This window comes from Sphingobacterium spiritivorum ATCC 33861, assembly GCF_000143765.1.
Classification (GTDB): domain Bacteria; phylum Bacteroidota; class Bacteroidia; order Sphingobacteriales; family Sphingobacteriaceae; genus Sphingobacterium; species Sphingobacterium spiritivorum.
The window spans coordinates 1,547,755-1,567,704 of the sequence record NZ_GL379770.1 but is presented as its reverse complement, the minus strand read 5'-3'; the positions used below and the strand labels follow the sequence as shown (position 1 = coordinate 1,567,704).

General features: G+C 40.2%; 20 protein-coding genes. 13 read left to right on the top strand and 7 right to left on the bottom strand.

What is annotated here, in order from left to right; genetic code table 11:
* Window positions 1–49 precede the first annotated feature (49 nt).
* The 4 genes from HMPREF0766_RS06890 to HMPREF0766_RS06875 are packed head-to-tail and all read left to right on the top strand — an operon-like array spanning window position 50 to window position 1,960.
* A complete protein-coding gene (locus HMPREF0766_RS06890) occupies window positions 50–607 on the top strand; it encodes a hypothetical protein (protein WP_002994884.1) in 558 nt (185 codons plus the stop codon).
* A 3-nt stretch (window positions 608–610) separates the two neighbouring features.
* Entirely contained in the window at window positions 611–1,072 is a 462-nt protein-coding gene (locus tag HMPREF0766_RS06885) for a hypothetical protein (RefSeq protein ID WP_002994882.1), read from the top strand.
* Between the two features lie 37 nt (window positions 1,073–1,109).
* Window positions 1,110–1,490, top strand: coding sequence for a DUF1801 domain-containing protein (locus HMPREF0766_RS06880; protein ID WP_002994880.1), 381 nt, complete (start codon window positions 1,110–1,112; stop codon window positions 1,488–1,490).
* A complete protein-coding gene (locus HMPREF0766_RS06875; protein ID WP_002994878.1) occupies window positions 1,487–1,960 on the top strand; it encodes an OsmC family protein in 474 nt (157 codons plus the stop codon). The genes HMPREF0766_RS06880 and HMPREF0766_RS06875 overlap by 4 nt, the downstream gene beginning before the upstream one ends.
* Window positions 1,961–2,081: 121 nt before the next feature.
* Here HMPREF0766_RS06875 and HMPREF0766_RS06870 read toward each other — a convergent pair whose 3' ends face one another.
* The 4 genes from HMPREF0766_RS06870 to HMPREF0766_RS06855 all read right to left on the bottom strand — a co-directional run bounded on the left by HMPREF0766_RS06870 (window position 2,082) and on the right by HMPREF0766_RS06855 (window position 5,296).
* Window positions 2,082–3,707, bottom strand: coding sequence for a PepSY-associated TM helix domain-containing protein (locus tag HMPREF0766_RS06870; RefSeq protein WP_002994876.1), 1,626 nt, complete (start codon window positions 3,705–3,707; stop codon window positions 2,082–2,084).
* A gap of 5 nt (window positions 3,708–3,712) precedes the next feature.
* Entirely contained in the window at window positions 3,713–3,991 is a 279-nt protein-coding gene (locus HMPREF0766_RS06865; protein ID WP_002994875.1) for a hypothetical protein, read from the bottom strand.
* Window positions 3,992–3,997: 6 nt separating this feature from the next.
* A complete protein-coding gene (locus tag HMPREF0766_RS06860; RefSeq protein WP_002994873.1) occupies window positions 3,998–4,327 on the bottom strand; it encodes a hypothetical protein in 330 nt (109 codons plus the stop codon).
* Between the two features lie 255 nt (window positions 4,328–4,582).
* A complete protein-coding gene (locus tag HMPREF0766_RS06855; protein ID WP_002994872.1) occupies window positions 4,583–5,296 on the bottom strand; it encodes a DUF4198 domain-containing protein in 714 nt (237 codons plus the stop codon).
* Between the two features lie 631 nt (window positions 5,297–5,927).
* Between HMPREF0766_RS06855 and HMPREF0766_RS06850 the strand changes: the two genes are divergently transcribed.
* Together HMPREF0766_RS06850 and HMPREF0766_RS06845 are read left to right on the top strand one after the other, a co-directional pair.
* A complete protein-coding gene (locus HMPREF0766_RS06850) occupies window positions 5,928–8,351 on the top strand; it encodes a TonB-dependent receptor (RefSeq protein ID WP_115388707.1) in 2,424 nt (807 codons plus the stop codon).
* A gap of 48 nt (window positions 8,352–8,399) precedes the next feature.
* The gene (locus HMPREF0766_RS06845; protein WP_002994865.1) at window positions 8,400–9,641 is read left to right on the top strand and encodes a DUF4374 domain-containing protein; all 1,242 of its coding nucleotides are present in this window, start codon (window positions 8,400–8,402) and stop codon (window positions 9,639–9,641) included.
* Between the two features lie 79 nt (window positions 9,642–9,720).
* Here HMPREF0766_RS06845 and HMPREF0766_RS06840 read toward each other — a convergent pair whose 3' ends face one another.
* The 3 genes from HMPREF0766_RS06840 to HMPREF0766_RS06830 are packed head-to-tail and all read right to left on the bottom strand — an operon-like array spanning window position 9,721 to window position 12,495.
* The gene (locus HMPREF0766_RS06840) at window positions 9,721–10,506 is read right to left on the bottom strand and encodes an enoyl-CoA hydratase/isomerase family protein (protein WP_002994862.1); all 786 of its coding nucleotides are present in this window, start codon (window positions 10,504–10,506) and stop codon (window positions 9,721–9,723) included.
* Between the two features lie 2 nt (window positions 10,507–10,508).
* Complete coding sequence (locus HMPREF0766_RS06835; protein WP_002994860.1) at window positions 10,509–11,357, bottom strand: beta/alpha barrel domain-containing protein; 849 nt, start codon at window positions 11,355–11,357, stop codon at window positions 10,509–10,511.
* Window positions 11,344–12,495, bottom strand: coding sequence for an acyl-CoA dehydrogenase family protein (locus HMPREF0766_RS06830; protein ID WP_002994857.1), 1,152 nt, complete (start codon window positions 12,493–12,495; stop codon window positions 11,344–11,346). The genes HMPREF0766_RS06835 and HMPREF0766_RS06830 overlap by 14 nt, the downstream gene beginning before the upstream one ends.
* Window positions 12,496–12,653: 158 nt before the next feature.
* Between HMPREF0766_RS06830 and HMPREF0766_RS06825 the strand changes: the two genes are divergently transcribed.
* From HMPREF0766_RS06825 to HMPREF0766_RS06795, 7 genes are all read left to right on the top strand, one after another.
* Window positions 12,654–14,261 (top strand): acyl-CoA carboxylase subunit beta, encoded by a 1,608-nt coding sequence (locus HMPREF0766_RS06825; RefSeq protein ID WP_002994854.1) that lies wholly within the window; start codon window positions 12,654–12,656, stop codon window positions 14,259–14,261.
* 4 nt (window positions 14,262–14,265) lie between these two features.
* Window positions 14,266–14,664: a hypothetical protein gene (locus tag HMPREF0766_RS06820; RefSeq protein WP_002994851.1), complete on the top strand. Its 399-nt coding sequence runs from the start codon at window positions 14,266–14,268 to the stop codon at window positions 14,662–14,664.
* 51 nt (window positions 14,665–14,715) lie between these two features.
* A complete protein-coding gene (locus tag HMPREF0766_RS06815) occupies window positions 14,716–15,579 on the top strand; it encodes a methylated-DNA--[protein]-cysteine S-methyltransferase (protein ID WP_002994848.1) in 864 nt (287 codons plus the stop codon).
* Window positions 15,580–15,601: 22 nt separating this feature from the next.
* Entirely contained in the window at window positions 15,602–16,222 is a 621-nt protein-coding gene (locus HMPREF0766_RS06810) for an alpha-ketoglutarate-dependent dioxygenase AlkB family protein (protein ID WP_002994844.1), read from the top strand.
* Window positions 16,223–16,888: 666 nt separating this feature from the next.
* Window positions 16,889–17,647, top strand: a complete 759-nt coding sequence (locus HMPREF0766_RS06805; RefSeq protein WP_236590516.1) for a 5'-nucleotidase C-terminal domain-containing protein — start codon at window positions 16,889–16,891, stop codon at window positions 17,645–17,647.
* On the top strand, window positions 17,622–18,578 hold the full coding sequence (locus HMPREF0766_RS06800; RefSeq protein WP_002994836.1) for a metallophosphoesterase: 957 nt from the start codon (window positions 17,622–17,624) through the stop codon (window positions 18,576–18,578). Before HMPREF0766_RS06805 ends, HMPREF0766_RS06800 begins: the two co-directional genes overlap by 26 nt.
* 150 nt (window positions 18,579–18,728) lie before the next feature.
* On the top strand, window positions 18,729–19,943 hold the full coding sequence (locus HMPREF0766_RS06795; protein ID WP_002994833.1) for an MFS transporter: 1,215 nt from the start codon (window positions 18,729–18,731) through the stop codon (window positions 19,941–19,943).
* Window positions 19,944–19,950: the final 7 nt, after the last annotated feature.

Sequence of the window (19,950 nt, the reverse complement as noted above, 5' to 3'; positions counted from 1 at the left end):
TTAACATTTTAAAATGTAATTACTTAATTTTGCACAGCAAATTTAAGGCATGCGCTATCATCGCTTACTTCGTTTTTTTCTGATAGGACTCTTGTTCATTATTCAGCTGTTATTTCTTCTGGCTATATTCCGTGAAAATATGCAGTCGCCCTGGGTATCTGTTTTCATTATAGCGATCTCCATTCTTATTCTTATATCCTACATCAGAGTCCCTATTCATCATGATAAGCATCTGTATGATCATATCCTCGTATCTATAGGCGTACCTGTAGGAGCGATAAGCTGTTACTATCTGCATACCCATTTTCACCTGGGGACTGTTTTCTCAGCAGGCATTATCGGTACTGCAGGTTCCTTTGTACCGCTACTGAATAAACGGTCTTCTTATCTCCAACAACTACCAGCCGCTATTTATTGCGGAGCTTTTGTAGGCATGTCCAGTGAAGGTATTGCCAATGGTTTCACCTTTATCCTTGCTGCGAGTATTTGTACAGCCGTACTGCTGGTCGTTTCCAAAAGTTTATTTTCAGGAATCGGAGGTAAACTCGGTACGCTGGCCTTTTTGGGCGTGTCTATCACTTATCTGATTATCTTTCTTATTCGTTAGTTAATGGAAATTTTTGTTTTAATCTGTGTAGGTATTTTCGGGAGTCTCTTATCATTCTACACTCATGTCCACCTGAAGCAAGGGCCAATCCGTTCATCCGCCTTACTGACGATGCTGGTTGCCGGATTCTTATATTTTTTCCCGGAGCTGCTGTCCCCTTATCTTACCAAAAATATACCTTACGTATTTATTGGCTCCTCATTTATCGGCATGGTGTCTTCCGGTCAGTTGTCCAGCTACCTGGGATTAGGACTTGCCGGTCTGATCTTTACCTTTATTTTTCTGAATACAAGTCGGTTTTTCGATGGTTTTGGAGGTGCACTTGGCACCTCAGCATGTGTATCTTTACTCGCAGTCATGAGCATACCTTATCTCAAAACCAACCGAAAAGTAACTATAGGCTTTTTACAGTTGAGAAGATTGGTACTGAAAAATAAAAAAAGACATATCCGAAAAGCACGATAGAAAATCTTACTTTTAGGCTGTTTAATACAAGGACAGCATGAAAACTTTGGCGGATCATTACTTATCACTACAGGAACCTCATAAAAGCTGTCTGTTAGCACTACGGGATATTATTCTGTCTTTGGATCCGGATATAACACATGAGCTAAAATATGGTATGCCTTTCTTTTGTTATAAAGGTAAAATGTTTTGCTATCTGTGGATACACAAATCATATGACCAACCCTATATTGGTATTGTTGAAGGTAAACACCTAACGCATCCTCTGCTGATAACTGAAAAAAGAGCCCGAATGAAAATCATGCTTTTAGATTCCGATCAGGATCTGCCGCTCTCTCTCATTAAAGATATACTCTATCAGGCTATTCAACTTTATAAAGACGGCACAATTGCTATCCCTAATAAAAAATCAAAATGAGTAAACAGCATCATTATAATGTAACGGTCGAATGGACAGGGAACACGGGACAGGGAACCAAAAGCTATACCTCCTACAGCCGCAACCATTCTATCCGGTCTGAAAGCAAAGCCATTATCGAGGCCTCGTCTGATCCGGCTTTCAGAGGAGATCCGCAAAGATATAATCCGGAAGAACTGCTTCTCTCCTCTGTTTCGTCCTGCCATATGCTCTGGTATCTGCACTTGTGTACTCAGCACAATATTACCGTACTGACGTATATAGATCAACCCGAAGGCACAATGCTGGAAAATGAAGATGGAAGTGGTTATTTTACCGGAATAATCTTATGTCCGCAGATAGAGATAGCAGAGGAAGATAAAGTAGAACTAGCCAAAGATTTACATCACAAAGCCAATACATATTGCTTTATAGCCAACTCGCTCAATTTCAAAGTAGAGCACGACTGTATAATCAAAGTCCGTAAATAAGGGATTACAGATAACCTGAAAATAAAAATTGTCCTACTTGTACAGCTCCTAATGAGCTGTACAAGTAGGACAATAGTTGAGCTGCATCTTTCCATTGAGGTCAATGCATATAAAACCTTATCTAAGCAGCATATTTTCGTTTTCTGATCTTTATGTACACATAAAGTGAAACCAGAGATAAGACAAAAAACAATAAATCTATAAACAAAATATCAAATGCTCCGGACAGATATGTAGCCCATGGCCAGCTGCCTGTCATAATACCGTTTGCCAGCGGAACACCCAGACATAGCAGGATAGATAAAAAGACCGTTTGCCTGTTGGTCAATGCAATATCTCTGCGGACGATAAAGTAGACAGCCAGTACCAGCCAGGAATAAAAGTACCAATGGTAAATATCACTTTGTGTAGGCGTATCTAAAAACCGTAAAACAATAAATGTAAACGCTGTGACAGGAAGCATGGTCAGGCAGGAAGCCAGGAATATATTAGCTGTCCAAAAGTTAAACTTACGCTTATGCGCCGGCACATTGGTCTTGTCTCTGGCGACCAGCCAGATCAGAATACCGGATATAATTACCACACAGCCCATCACGCCCAGCACAAAATAGATAATCTTTAATGCGCGACCTCCGTAATCTCCGAAGTGAAGATGATAAATCAATGCTTTTACATGATCGAGGTAGCCAGATTCGAGATGAGGTGTTTTCTCACTTAATACCTTTTGATCCTTTACGCGATATACTAATTTTCCGGCTCCCGAAAAGTTGATATCTGCATCAGGTTTAGCCTCGACAATAATGTGCATGTTTGCATCATTATAGTTTCGCACATACATACGACTAATCGTACTTCCCGGCCACCTTTCATTGATTCCTTCTACGAAGGCATTCAGATCAAACTTACTGTTCAGTGCCTGGTAAGTGTATTCATATTTTGCATCATCCGAATATTGCAAAGCCTGATATACTTTTTCGGTGTCTCCTTTATACAGCACCTTACTATAAGGCATGATCAATACAAAATTGACAATCAGTATTATTCCCGTTACGGCAAACATAAACTGGAAAGGAAAACCAATTACACCAAGTGCTGTATGAATATCTGTCCATACCGTTTTCCATTTACTCCAGGGCCGGAATATGAAAAAATTGGATTTGATCTTATCCCAATGCAGAAACAAGCCTGTAATCAATGCAAATAAAAAGAGAAAGGACACCAGGCCTGCCAGAAGATACCCGAATGGAGTTCCTATATTGATCGGGATCTGATTGAGCTGTGCCAGAAAATGAAGTCTGTATAAGAATTCACCCATATCATACGAGCTGGCATAATCAGATGTAGATTTTTTTGCAAAGTCATATGTAAAATATGCAGAATCCTCATCGCCTCCTCTCCGGCCTCTCCTCCTCTTTTTTCCTTCTGTTTCCGGATTCTTTTTACTGATGGTTGTATCTGCCGATACACTCATGTCCACATAGGTAGCCATATCGTTTCGGTTGATATAAAAAGAGAAATCCCGTCCTGTTAAATTATACCTGGTAGATAAGGAATCCACTAAAAAATTGTAATCTTTTTTTACTATCCCTTTATGAGCACTGTATGAAAAATTCTTTTGCCAGGCAGAAATTTCCTCTCTGAAAAACGTAAATGATCCGGCGAAAAAAATCACATATAACAATGCACAGATAATAATGCCGCTGATGGTATGTGTATGAAAATAGATATTATATCTTCTGATATTCATTGTTGTTATTTAAGTAAGTATGGAATAGAGAAGAGCAGGCTTAATACAATATAAGTGAGCCATACTTTCCAGATATTTTCAGCAACAAAGGCCCATAGCAATAAGAAAGCCCATAAAATGTATCCGGTGATAAAAGATGTAATAATAACATTTTCCTGAGGAAATATATACATGAGGCACAGGTGGAAGCTCAGCATGACAACATATCCTCCGGCAAATCCGGCCAGAATTTTTGAAAGTCTCAGCCAGGGAGACTTGGTTAAATATTTTTTATTAGCAGGCATATAGTATTAAATAAAAAATTCAAACAACAGGCATACCGCATAAAGAGCCAGTATCGACTTATAATTCAGATAGCGAAACGGGAAAATAGCGACAAGCAAGCTACCTGCTGTCATGATACTCACTATAGCAATAAAAATTCCACTCATCCAGCCCAAATAATACACGAATAATCCTGTTGCAATAATGAATAATGCGGCACATAGGAATTTACTAAACTGTGGCCTCGATCCCAGTTTGGCCAGGTATGCGGGTTTATTTTTCCATCCGGCTTTTTTGGAGGTGTTGTACCAGAGGAAAAAACCTATAAAAACAAGTAAAAAACTAGTGCTAAACATATATCAGGAAAATCAAAGATCCTTTAAATAATCAGCAGCTGACCATAGAGACCAACCGCTGAAACATTAAAGAGAGAGAAACGTTAATCTATTTTAGTGTTGCCTGTATTCCGCTGTGATACCATTCATTTTTTCCTGGATAGTCCGGGTCTCAGAAGGGCTCTGCAATGCAGTTTTTGACCGATACTAAATCAACCTGGCAGAAAACCAGCATTCATAAAGTATTATTGCGGCTTTTCGGACAACTTTTAATTTTTATTTATGTTCGAAAAATGTAGTCGTTCCATGCCAGTTACGGGTATAGTCTTTATCATGCCAACGACCCGCTTCATCATTCATTTGTGATGCTTCCACTACATAATTACCTTTCCACTGCGGGGAGAAAGAGACCACACCGTTTTCATTAGTTTTGAATGTTTTGGTCCATCCCGTCTCAGACATCACAATAACTTCAGCATCTTTAACAGCCTTACCATTACTGCTGACAAGTACCTCTATTACAGATTTATTCTTCCCGTTTGTAGTAATTTTCTCTACCGAAAAAGGAAGATCCTTAGGAGAAGTGGCGCTAATGGCCAACTTACCTACACGCACAGGTACCAGCGAAGAAAAGTTATATTTAGTAGTTCCGCCTAAATCTTTTGTAGCATGTACAGTAGAAATATAGTAGACACCATCTTTTTCAGGGACAAATGATGTTGCAAGATGTCCTTGTTCATCTTTCACATCTAGTTTTACACGTTGGTTATCAGGAGTCGTTAACCATACTTCCAGATTTTTGAGGTCAGAGTACCATTTATCTGTACTTTCTTTTTCCCCGCTGGCATATTCACCGTAAAATATTTTTACATCATGGGGTTGATTTTTACTTGCGGACGCTTTGCTCTCGATCCATATCGCGTGAGCCATTGCTACTTGTTTGCCGCCAAGTAAAATCAGAATCAAAAATAATTGGGTAATAATTTTCATATTTTTTATTTAGACTGATTATAAACAATGATGCAAATATAGAATAAAATCCATTTTTGTCAATAAAAAATCAAAATTAATTTCTGAAAGACTGCAGAGCTTGGTCAGACTAATCCTAAGCATCAGGAATTCAGTATCCTCATGTTACAAAGCGAAGCTTAAGAGAATATCATTATAAGATATCCTATCAGGTACAAACGTGATCACCGACTGCTTATCATAAAAAAATGTTATCTGGATTACTGCATATTAAATTCAACGATCGGATTACACAAATTACCTCTGCCCGCCTCATTCTGAATCCTGTTTTATCAGTTTTTTTAGTGAACGTAATAAGCAAGACTTGTGAAATTTTTATAAAGTTACAATCCAAAGAAGATACCGTATTCAGGAAAAACATGCTTTAAACACACAAATAAAGCATAAAACATAACTATTCAAAAAAGATTAAAAAAAACTTGACTGCTTATTATTTCTTTCTAAATTTGCACTGTTTATATTTAATCTAAATAAAAATAAAGGTTTTTACATATACGTATTGCTCAAAAAACAGATTGGTAAAATAGGTTTACAACTCATATTATTCAATCAAAACTATCACATCAACTCAGAACTATTGAACAAATCCAACATGCAACACAATTACCCTATTCTTAATTTATTCACTAATATTCCATGCAAAAAAATATGCAGTGCCGTTCTTTTTGCGCATATGATATGCGGTTCTGCACTTTATGCAGCCGGCAATCCAAACAGCGGTCTTCGGACCATTCACCTTCAGCAGCATGAACTTACCGGGCAGATACTGAGTGAGAATATACCGCTAGCCGGTGCGACCGTCAAAATCCCCTCTTTATCCAAAAATGCGATTACCGATGAAAATGGGAAATTCAGGTTTAAAAATCTTCCTTCAGGAAAATATAAAATCATAGTATCTGCCATAGGACACATCAGATGGACTGAAGAGATCCAGATCGGACAAAATAATCAAACACTTCCCGCAATTTCACTTACCCGCTCTACAGAACAAATTGAGGAAGTGATGGTATTAGGCCGGACTAAAGTAGAAGAAGTCAACAAACAAGCCTACAATGTCACTGCATTAGATGCTACAAAACTTCACAACACCACGCTTGATATTGGTCATGCTCTGGATAGAGTCTCAGGTGTCAGAGTCCGGGAAACCGGAGGTGTGGGATCAGATATGAATCTGTCTATTAATGGTTATTCGGGTAAACAGATCAAGATATTTATCGATGGTATTCCGATGGAGGGCTTCGGATCTTCCTTTCAGCTCAATAATATTCCGATCAATCTGGCCGAACGTGTAGAAGTATACCGGGGTGTCGTACCTGTATGGCTAGGCGCTGATGCTATGGGAGGCGCGATTAATATTGTCACCGGAAGTTCTAAAAAGAATTATGTAGATGCATCCTATTCTTACGGATCATTTAATACACACCGAACTACTATAAATGCAGGTCTGACTTCAAAATCCGGTTATACGCTGCAGTTAAATGCTTACCAGAATTATTCCGACAATAACTACAGAATATCCGTTCCTGATGGTCCTCAAAATGTCAAACGCTTTCACGACACCTACCACAATGAAGCGATTATTCTTCAGACCGGAGTCGTGGACAAACCCTATGCAGACCGACTATTAGTAGGAATACAATTAGGTAAGAGTTATAAAGAAATGCAGACCGGTGCGCGTATCGAATCTGTATTCGGATCCTGGTACCGCAAGGGAGACATTATTACACCCACTTTGAGATACCAGAAAAGAGACCTGTTCATTAAAGGATTGACAGCAAGTGTGAATGCGAATATTAACCTGGGGCACGAACAGAACATTGATACAACTTATGTGAGGTACGATTGGTATGGTACGCCTAAATATTATTCGGGTCTGGGAGGTGAGCAAAGCCGAAGTCTCTACAAGTACAGAAATAATACAGGCCTGGCCGCGGCAACGTTTTCCTATGATATCAATGAGCGAAATGCTATCGTACTGAACAATACCTATTCTACTTTTAACAGAAAAGGCTCAGACGAGCTGTATCCTGAAAACATCGCCTATGATCTTCCCCGAAAATCAAGCAAAAACATTACTGGCTTAGCTTACCGGTACAATCATGATGGCAAATGGAATGTAACAGGTTTTTTCAAAAATTACTTCCAGCGACTTAAATACAGCTCCAGCTATAATCCGTCTGGAAACTACGGCGATGTTGCATACAATCACCAGCAAACGAATTATAACAAAATCGGATACGGAATAGCAGGCACTTATTTTCTCAGTCCTTCCCTGCAATTAAAAGCTTCGTTCGAGAATGCGAAACGTATGCCGGAAGCGGAAGAGGTATTCGGGGATGAAATTCTGAAAGCCAGTAATCTGGATCTGAAACCGGAATCCAGTGACAATTATAATCTGGGTGTGAATTACATGTTCTCGATCAATCAGGATCACCGCTTTGCAGTGGACCTGGCACTTCTGTACAGAGATTCTAAAGATTTTATCCGTGAAAAATTTAATATAAACATGGTAAAGACGATTATGGAAAACAGAGCCAGCGTAACCAATAAAGGTATAGATGCTGAGATCCGCTATTCCTATAAAAAATTCTTTACAGCAGGAGCAAATATGTCTTATCACGATTTCAGGAATAAAACCAAATACGAAAATGACAATGCAAATGTAAGTATAGTCTATAATGACCGGATGCCTAATATCCCTTATCTGTATGGCAATTTTGATGCAACAGTCTTCCTTTCGGATCTGGGTAAAAAAGGTAACAATCTGAGTATAGGTTACAACCTGCTCTATGTGCACAGCATGTATCTATACTGGCCAAGTCAGGGATCAGAAAAACTGGACATTGATACACAGTTTGGGCATGACATCAATGCCGTATACAGCTTTAACAATGGCCGTTACAATATTGGCCTGGAATGCAAAAACATAACTAATGCGCAGTTATTTGACAATTTCAGATTGCCGAAACCATCAAGAGGATTCTTCCTGAAAGCACGCTACTTTATATCTAACTAGATTTTTTTTACAACTCAAAATAATATTAACAACTAAAATTACATACTCATGATCAGAACATTTAAAAGTCTAACTTTACTTTCAGCTACTGCCCTAATAGGTTTTAATGCCTGTTCCAAAGACAAAAGGAATATCGACACAACCATTACCCCGGGTGAAGGAAATAAAGTAAAATATGTTATTGCAGCTCACCCTACAAGTGCAGAAGCAGGAACTGCAGATTATCTGCTGACAACTGATGACCTGACCAAAGGCTCTATCACGACCAAAGGAAATGGTATCGAACAGGACGGAACATGGAGATACTATGTCGTCAACCAAAATAAATTCTTCAGTATGCTGTACGGACAGGGTAATCCGGGTGCTGTTACTTCATATGCCTTAAATGCAGATGGCAAACTTGTAAAAGTTTCCAATTTTGTTACGGAGACTGTTCAGGTATTTGCACCGATGAATAATGAACTTGTCTTATTCAAAGTTCCCCGTTCCGGAAACGAAAATTCACTTGTCTACCGTATTGATGCCGTCAATCCGGGTATCAAGGCAGATAAGGAAATCAATATTGTCAAGTTAGCGGGTAATGGCGAACGTGCCCACTTTACATGGGCTACCCAGTTCGGAGATAAATTACTGGCTCCTTATATGAGTATAAAAGGATGCTGTGGAGACACCTTCGGAACAGCTTACCCGGACAGTACCTGGGTTGCTGTATTATCTTTCCCTGATCTGAAAGTCGAAAAAGTAATCAAGGATAACCGTACCAGTTATCTGGGAGGGTACTTCAAAAACGGATTATTTGTAGACGAACAGGGAGATGCATATGGTTTTTCGGGAGCTACTGTAAAAATCGGAGAAAACATTGTATCAAAAAATCCGTCGGCTATCGTTCGTATCAAAAAAGGAACGACAGAATTTGACAAAAGCTATTTCTTTAATTTTGAACAAAAAACAAATGGTTTTAAAATCAATTCAGCGCGTTACATAGGTAAAGGCAAATTCCTGGTGCAATCTTATGCGCAATCCAAATCTACTGTAGGCGTTAAATTTGCGATTGCAGATGTATATGCACAAACGGTTACCTGGGTTACAGGCGCTCCGGTTAACATCTCAGGTACGACTTCCAGCAACTATGGTGCACTTTCTGAAGACGGTACTAAAGCGTATGTAGGTTTGACATTAGATACCGGAGACAGCTATGTCTACATCTTTGATACAGCGACAAACACAGCTACACAAGGTTTGAAAGTTGAAGGTGGAACGATTAACGGTATTCACAGACTGACCTACTAACCGGTATATACATATTAGCAGTTATATGAGGGATATTCAGTATTTGAATATCCCTTTTCTATTTTCATCACACAAAAGATTAACGATTTTTCCATTCCGGCGGACGTTTATCACGCTGAGCAGCAAGTCCTTCTTTCGCATCTTCAGAGTCTTTCAGTTCATGCAATACTTTTAAAAGATAAGCATAGCGATCTGTAGCTGCCAGTTCCTTTATTTGTTTCAGTGCTTCAAAACCTTTCCGGATAGCTAAGGGAGCACCCATTATCAGATCGGCAATCAGCATTTTGATCTTATGATCATCTTCATTTTCCACAAAATCTGTAACTAATCCAAGTTCATGTGCCTGTGAGGCTGTAAAAGAAGTGCCTCGTATGCAGAGATCCATGGCTTTAGCATCCGGCAGATGTTTCAGCAAAGAAGCCAGTACCTGAAACGGAAATATGCCGATGCGTACTTCCGGCAGAGCGAACCGTACACTTTGCTTCGCAAAAACATATGTACATTCCAGAAAGATAAGAAAACCTCCGGCATAGACATCACCCTCAATAATGCAGACAGAAGGTTTGTTGAGTTCGGCGATGACTGCTCCCAGAGAGATATCTGTATTCGTAATATCCGGATTTAAGGTGTCGGCCTCCGGATTTTCAAATGCTTTGAGATCCATTCCCGCACAGAATACCGGTCCCTCAGCTTTTATAACGACAACACGTACCGCTGTGTCCGTATTTGCTTCCTGCAAAGCATGCCGTATCTCATTGACCATAGTTGGCGTGAAGGCATTGCGTTTGCCGGGACGCGCCAGCGTGAGGTAAAACACATGATCTGTTATATGGGTACGGATAAAATGATAGGAAACGCTATTCATAATTAACTGATTAAGGTATTAAACTGTTGTTTCAATTCTTCAATCTGTGGCGCATTACCTCTCCCAAAGAACAACAATAGATCTTCCATAGCAATATTCCCGACAAGATCATCTTTTGCAAACGGACAGCCTCCATATCCTAACATCGCACCGTCAAATGTTTTACATCCGGAATCAAAAGCAGCTTTTATTTTTGCCATACTATTCAGTTTGGTAGAGTGAAAGTGTGCCCCGATATGCAATTCGGTGAACAATTCATATACCTTATGAAACAGGCTGTCGATCTGTTCTACAGAAGCCTCACCCGTGGTATCGGCCAGCGAGAAACGGGTGACTCCTAATTCAGCTATATTGCCCAGCCAGTCAATAACCAGTTGTTCGCTCCAGATCTCCTTATATGGATTACCAAATGCCATAGAAATATAAACGACAGGCTCCTTGCCCCCCGCTTTGGTGCGTTCGACAATATATTTCAGTCGCTCAAAGGACTGTTGCAGATTTGCGTTGGTATTGCGGCGTTGAAACTCTTCCGATATTGAAAAAGGATAGCCCAGATAATGAATCTGCTCAAAAGCAGTAGCCCGCTCCACTCCTTTCTCATTCACCACAATAGCCAAAAGTCTGGTATCATTGATCAGATCCAGCTGCCGGACAACAGCTTCTGTATCTGCCATCTGAGGTACAGCGACAGGAGATACAAAACTTCCGAAATCTATACATTCAAACAATCCTGTACGAATCAGAAAATTAATATACGCTACTTTCTTTTCTGTAGATATTTGTCCATGTAATCCCTGAATGGCATCACGCGGACACTCTACTAATGTGATATTTTGATTAAGATCTGGCATCTTTTTGAATTTCTCTTGCTATGACCATTTTCTGGATACTGGACGTTCCTTCTCCGATGGTACATAATTTGGCATCTCTGAAGTACTTTTCTGCAGGATAGTCTTTCGTAAATCCGTATCCACCAAAAATCTGTACACTTTCATTCGACACTTCTACAGCCGCTTCAGAAGCATACAACTTCGCCATTGCACTGATTTTTGAAGATTTCGTACCCGATTCTTTTAAAAATGCAGCCTGACGGGTCAGAAGTTCTGCAGCTTCTACCTGCGTTGCCATTTCTGCTAATTTAAACCCTACCGCCTGAAAATCAAATATTTTCTGATTAAATTGTTCTCGTTCATTCGCATATTTCAATGCGCACTCATAAGCACCACGCGCTATGCCCAGAGATAATGCTGCAATAGAGATGCGCCCTCCATCCAGTAGCTTTAGTGCCTGTACAAAACCCTGTCCCTCTTCACCAACGATCTGATCCTTATGTACTCTGCAGTTATCAAAGAATAAACATGCTGTTTCTGAGGCGCGCATTCCTAATTTGTTTTCTTTCTTTCCTGCCGAAAATCCTGGGGTACCCTTTTCGATGATAAAAGCAGTCTTTCCTTTTTTATCACCTTTTTGACCGGTTCGGGTAATGACAACAGCAACTTCAGAACTGATGGCATGCGTAATAAAATTCTTAGAGCCGTTCAGGATAAAATAATCGCCATCCCGCTCGGCAACAGTTGTCAGACCTCCGGCATCGGATCCGGATCCTGTTTCTGTCAATCCCCATGCACCGATCCACTCTGCTGTAGCCAGTTTAGGTAAGTATTTTTTCTTTTGCTCCTCATTCGCAAAACTCAATATATGATTGGTACAAAGCGAATTGTGTGCAGCTACCGAAAGACCTATAGATCCGCACACTTTAGATATTTCATCCAGAATAGTAATATATTCCTGGTAGCCCAGTCCTGCACCGCCGTATTCCTCAGGCACAATAATTCCCATGAAACCATAAGATCCCATCTTCCTGAACAGCTCTACGGGAAAGGTTTGAGCCTCATCCCACTCCATGATATGTGGTTTAATAAAATTCGTTGCAAAATCAGCAGCACTCTGCCTGATTAACTCCATCTGGTCTACATTAGCGACAAACATAATTTACTATTTACTTGTTTATAATTTTTGGTGATTTTCGAATCAAATATATACAAACCATTATATATACAATTACAAAAATATCAAAATATTGTTTTATTTTTATCCCATATTAAGAAATTATTAATGCAAACACCCCTTATAAACCAAAATTGCAAATGAACAACTTAATTGATGTTTTAAACAAAAAGAAAGAGACACTGGCATTAGGCGGTGGACTGGATAAAATTGAGAAGCACAAACAAAAGGGTAAACTTACCGCCTGGGAACGCATACATTACTTACTGGATGCCAATCGTGACTTTCTGGAGATAGGTATATTTGCAGGAGATGGTATGTATGAAGATGAGGGTGGCTGCCCCAATGGCGGTGCGGTATGTGTATTAGGATATGTACAAGGAAAACAATGCGTTATCGTTTCTAACGACGCAACAGTCAAGGCCGGAGCATGGTTTCCGATCAGTTGTAAAAAAAATCTACGTGCTCAGGAGATAGCTATGGAAAATCACATTCCAATTATCTATCTGGTAGATTCTGCTGGCGTATTCCTGCCGATGCAGGATGAAATATTTCCCGATAAAGAGCATTTCGGACGCATTTTCAGAAATAATGCAAAAATGTCCTCTATGGGTATTCCGCAACTGGCTGCTATAATGGGAAGTTGCGTAGCTGGTGGAGCTTACCTTCCGATCATGTCAGACTATGCATTTATAGTAGAAGGTACGGGATCTGTATTCCTTGCAGGCCCATATCTGGTCAAATCATCCATTGGAGAAACAGTAGATGCTGAAACACTGGGCGGAGCGGCCACACATTCCGAAATATCCGGCGTTACGGACAATAAATATCCAACAGATGAAGCCTGTCTGGACGCTATCAAACAGGTAATAGATAAATTCGGCGAACAGCCGAAAGCACAGTTTAGCAGAAAAGAACCTTCAAAACCGGCTTCCACAGCGGGGCAAATCACCGACATTATGCCTCTGGACCGGACAAAGCCCTACGATATGAAGCGCATAATTGAAGCTATTGTCGATGAAAATACATTTGAAGAATACAAAAAAGATTACGGCAAGACCATTGTCTGCGGTTTGGCGCGGGTAGATGGCTGGGCCATCGGTATTGTAGCCAATCAGCGTGAGGTAGTGAAAGCAAAAAAAGCAGGAGGATCAGTCGAAATGCAGATGGGCGGTGTTATTTACAGCGATTCGGCAGACAAGGCTGCACGGTTTATTATGAACTGTAATCAGCAATCTATTCCATTAGTATTTTTCCAGGATGTAACAGGATTTATGGTCGGAAGCCGTTCTGAGCATGGTGGCATTATTAAAGATGGTGCCAAAATGGTAAATGCAATGGCTAATTCGGTTGTTCCTAAATTTACTTTTATGATTGGCAACAGCTATGGAGCTGGTAATTATGCGATGTGCGGCAAAGCTTACGATCCCCGCCTTATTTACGCATGGCCTACAGCACAAATTGCGGTCATGAGCGGAGCTGCAGCAGGAAAAACACTTTTGCAGATACAGGATGCCGCTTTAAAAAGCAAAGGAGTATCGATTACAGAGGCAGAACAACAGGAACTTTTAAAAAGTATTGAAGACAAGTACAACGAACAGCTAAGTCCGTACTACGCAGCTGCTCGACTGTGGGTTGATGGTGTTATTCATCCGGACGAAACACGAAAAGTAATCAGTATGGGAATTGAAGCGGCAAACCATGCCCCGATCACAGAACGATACAATGTAGGTGTAATTCAAACTTAAGGAGATGTATTATGTAAAAAAATATCTGTTTACCTGTATATTGCTAACGGTAGTATCACTCGGTTTTTCTCAGCAGACAAAGCAAAATCATAAACAAAAGGAAGAGTATTGTATGATCATTCCTTTTGAAAAGTTACTTTCCAACCTTTTGGAGATCGCTATTGATACCGGCGCAGGATTTGATAAAGATGCACGGAAACTATTGATGAATCCGAAAACAAATACCACAAAATTCAAAAGTGTAATTGAAGGAATCAATGTTATGGCTGAATTGGGCTGGACTGTGGTTTTTTCCGCACCAATTGTTTCTGAAGGCGACCCAAATAGGAGGTATTATTTGCTCAAAAGAGAGATGGACAGTAATAAGGTGAACAACAATGAAAATCCGGATACTGAAAAATAGCAGTATCCGGATTTTATAAGACAAAGAACATGCGGATATTTGTCTTATAAAATGATTATTATGGACACACAACAAGAAGTAGATTATCAGCGTATAGCAAATGCAATCACCTATATCCGTGATCATTTCAAGGCGCAACCCTCCGTTGAGGAAATAGCTGCGCACATTCATGTAAGCCCGGCACATTTTCAACGCATGTTTGCCTCCTGGGCGGGAACAAGTCCTAAAAAATTCTTACAATATATATCTGTAGAACACGCCAAAAAACTTTTAAGGGAGGACAGCCGGATTTCGCTGTTTGACGCCACCTATGATACGGGCTTATCCAGTACAAGCCGTCTGCACGACCTTTTTATTAAGATAGAAGGAATGACTCCTGCAGAATATAAAAACGGTGGAAAAAACCTTCTTATCCGCTATAGTTTTACCGATAGCCCGTTTGGGAAACTCATAATCGGATCTACAGAAAAGGGCATTTGCTTTATGGGTTTTGCGGAGCATGAAGAGGATGGCACAGAGCAATTGCGTCAGCGTTTTCCTAATGCTTCACTAATAACAGGAACAGACAGTATGCAAGAGCATGCAGCGCTGATCTTCCAACACGACTGGTCCAGGCTATCGGAAATCAAATTGCACCTCAAGGGAACTCCCTTTCAGTTAAAAGTCTGGGAAACGTTATTAAAAATACCTATGGGACAATTGGCGACATATGGACAACTGGCGAAAGAAATCGGAAATACCAAAGCGTCAAGAGCTGTTGGAACAGCAATAGGAAGCAATCCTGTAGCTTTTCTGATTCCCTGCCATCGCGTCATCCAGTCAACAGGCAGCATAGGCGGATATATGTGGGGACCAACCCGTAAAACCGCTATTATAGGATGGGAAAGTGCTCTTCAGGAAACTGCCGCTGATTAGAATTATTCCGAAAGAAGAAGACATGAAATTATTTGAGGATCAAAGTTATAAATCACGAAATCTACTACCACAAGACGGTGAAGTATATTATTACGGCACGGTACTGTCTGTACAGGAAGCATCTGAATATTATGAACGCCTGCTTCAGCATATTGCCTGGAAAAATGATCAGGCTGTAATATTCGGAAAGCATATAGAAACAAAAAGAAAAGTGGCCTGGTATGGTGATGAGACTTTTTCATATACGTATTCTAATATCACCAAATCAGCCCTTCCCTGGACAGAAGATTTGTTAAAGCTGAAACAGATAGCCGAAAAACATACCGGAGAAAAATACAATTCATGCCTGTTAAACCTGTATCACAGCGGAGAGGAAGGCATGGCCTGGCACAGTGACGGCGAGAAAGATCTTAAAAAAAACGGAGCTATAGCTTCCATGAGTTTTGGCGCTGAACGTAAATTTGCCTTCAAGCATAAAGAGACTAAACAAATGATCGCTATGGTGCTGGAGCACGGAAGTCTGCTTGTCATGAAAGGAACTACCCAGACCCATTGGATGCACCGCCTGCCTCCTACCAAACGTATTTTTGGTCCGCGTATCAATCTTACCTTCCGAACAATAGTTAAGGATACAGATAGATAAATAGAGCTAATGTCTCTTAATTCTCAATGCATTTGCCGGCTGTCCTCACCGGCAGCTGAATCCCGTATTCTTTTAATAATTGGTAAACAGTTAATTATACACGAATAAACCTCTATCCTTCAATACCAACCGCGTTTGCCGGTGCCCTCTCCGGCAAAAGAATCACGTATTCTTTTAATAATTAGTAAACAGTCAATCATATACAATTAAACCCCTCTCCCGGTAAAACCGGGATCTCTCCTTAAAAAGGAGAGAATTCTGTAGGTATAACGTAAACTAACACTATGCATCATTTAATAAAAGTAGCAGTTCCTTCAGAAGAAGATTCTTTAGTCCTAACCGCGTTTGCCGGTGTCCTCACCGGCAAAAGAATCCCGTATTCTTTTAATAATTAGTAAACAGTTAATTATACACGAATAAACCTCTCTCCCGGTAAAACCGGGATCTCTCCTTAAAAAAGGAGAGAATTTATTAGCAGAATATGTAGAAAAAAGTGAGAAAAGTAGCTATGCAACTTAAAAATCCATAACCTGGGTCTTCTTCTTAAAATCCGAAAAATAACCCAAATTTATTCATATAAGTTTCATGTAATTTTAAGGCTAAAAAGGGATATTTTATCTACCTTTGTCTCAATTATTTTTGCCGACACATTTATCTTGTCGTTTTATGTATAGATTTAACATCCGTTCCCTGGCATTAGTAATAGGTTTGGGCTTCATGGGATTCACCTCATGCAAGACGCTCTACACCCGGGCATCCGACTCCTATCAGGGCTATGAAATGAATAATACTATCGCTGCAGATTCTGCAGTAATAGCACTTTACGCACCTTATAAGCAACAAATGGAATCTGAAATGAACCGTGTAATTGGTTATTCAGACACCTATCTGACCAAGACACGGGATGCAGAGAGTCTCATTGGAAACTTTTTTGCTGATGCCCTTCTGGATATCGGAAAGACACTGGATAAGGATGCTGTATTTTCATTTGCGACCAAAGGTGGTATCCGTACAGATATGAGACAAGGGGATATTACTGTAGGTAAAATATTTGAGATTATGCCTTTTGAGAATAAGATCTCTATACTTGAATTGTCAGGTAAGGATGTATTGACACTGGCTGACTTCATTGCACAGACAGGAGGTCAACCTATAGGCGGTATGCGAATGGAGATCGTGGGTAAAAAAGCGACTTCAGTGAAGATCAACGGTCAGGATATTGATCCGGCCAAACATTATAAAATGGTGACCTATGATTATATCGCTAATGGTGGAGATAATCTGGATGCTTTAGCCAGCCCGGTATCACGGAAAGACTATGAAAGTAAAGTTCGCGAAGGTCTTATGGATTATATCGGCAGACAAACGAAAGCAGGAAAACATATTAATGCAGTATTAGATGGAAGAGTTAAAATCAGTCAATAGAAGAGTCTTTATCAAAGGTTTAGGAGCACTAGGTGCAACTGCTGCTTTGAGTAATATACCTCTGGATGCGTTGGCTGATTCAGAAGTAAAAATCACGATACTGCATACAAACGATGTACATAGCCGAATAGAACCTTTTCCTATGGATGGATCCAGAAATCAGGGACTTGGTGGCGTAGCCCGCAGAAGCACATTGATTCAGAAGATCAGAAAAGAGGAGAAAAATGTCCTTCTGCTTGATGCCGGCGATATGTTTCAGGGCACACCCTATTTCAATCTCTTTGGCGGTAAGCTGGAACTGGATCTGATGACTAAACTGGGTTATGATGCAGGGACATTTGGTAATCATGAGTTTGACAACGGACTGGATGGACTAGTTAAATATCTGGATCATGCTAAATTCCCTTTCCTCACAGCCAACTATGACTTTACAGGAACGGTATTGCAGGGCAAAACACAGGATTATACCATTTTCAAAAGAGGAGGTATCAAAATCGGGGTATTTGGTGTCTGTATAGATGTAAATGGCCTCGTAGATCCTACTAATTGCAAAGGTATGAAGTATCTGGATCCGATTCCTGTAGCGAACCGGATTGCTGAAAAGCTGAAAAAAGAAGAGAAATGTGATCTGGTGATCTGTCTTTCCCATTTGGGTTATAAATACGATTCAGACAAAGTTTCTGATCTCGTATTAGCAGAGAAGACTCAATATATTGATCTGATTATAGGCGGCCATACGCACACCTTTTTGGATAAACCGGTCTCTGTCCGTAATATGGCAGGAGAACAGACGATTGTCAATCAGGTCGGTTTTGCCGGAATTAATCTGGGACGCATTGATTTCATTTTAAAACCCTATTCGGGCAAGAAACGCATTGAGTCTGTCGTATATCAGGTCGATCATCATATAAAACCCTCGATTTTAACATAAAAACTATAAAAAGTTAGCATATTAAAATGTCAAATCGGGCGTCTGATCATCATCACCCGGTTTGACATTTTTTTTTGACTACTTCTGAAAAATATCATTTACATCCTTTTACGGATAAAATGAACTGAAAGAAACTACAACATTTATCTCATGAAAAGAATTATACACATATATATCAAGTCTTATAGCGGACTTTCTCCGGCAGCCTGGCTCCTCGCCTTAGTTATGCTAATCAACAGGATGGGCTCTATGGTAATTCCATTTTTGGGTATGTATATGACTAAACAGCTTGGTTTTGACATCTCCCATGTCGGTATCGTATTAGCCTGCTACGGCTGTGGATCCGTGGCCGGATCATGGTTAGGCGGATGGCTTACAGACAGAATAGGAAATTTCAAAGTGCAGTCTATCAGTCTGATTATGACCGCTCCGCTCTTTCTGCTTATGCCTATGTTCCGGACATTTGAATCGATGGCGGCCATTGTATTTGTACTCAGTCTGGTGGCCGATACGTTCAGACCTGCAAACTCTGTATCTGTGGCACGCTATGCCAAACCTGAAAATCTGACAAAAGCTTATTCACTCAACAGAATGGCTGTTAACCTGGGTTTTTCTATTGGTCCTGCGTTAGGAGGTTTTCTGGCCGCATTTTCATACAACTGGATTTTTTACGGAAACGCTATTGCGGTAGCTATAGCAGCTGTAGTTTTCCTTTACTTTTTCTACAATAAAAAAGGAAATAAAATAACTAAAAAATCAGAAAAGGAATTACAGACGGAAGTGAAAGACAGGAATCCATATACAGATGGACCATTTATACTTTTTTCAATTCTCTGTTGTCTGTTTTCAATGGCCTTTTTTCAACTGATCAGTACGCTTCCGCTTTTTTATCAGGATGTGCATCATATGAGTGAACGTGAAATCGGTATGATACTCGGCTTCAGCGGATTTGTAATTGTCGTATTTGAAATGCTGCTCGTACATATCGTTGAACATCGGGCCACTATCACACGAATACTCTTTTACGGAACATTATGTGCGGGTCTATCCTATCTCATGCTCAATTTTAATTTTGGAATAGCCTGGCTGTATATAGCAATGTTTATGCTATCGCTTGGAGAAATGCTTACCCTTCCATTTATGGCTACCGTTACCGCCCTGCGCTCTACACGCAATACACAGGGAGCATATATGGGTATGAATTCTATTGCTTTTGCTTCATCCAATATCTTTGGTCCGTTTCTCGGGACCAAGACGGTTGCACTCTGGGGATATCATACGTTATGGTATATCGATGCTGCTATATTGGTACTGGTAGCCTTTGGATTTATCTGGGCTTTGAAAAGATTGGGATTAAATCAATAAGACCAGG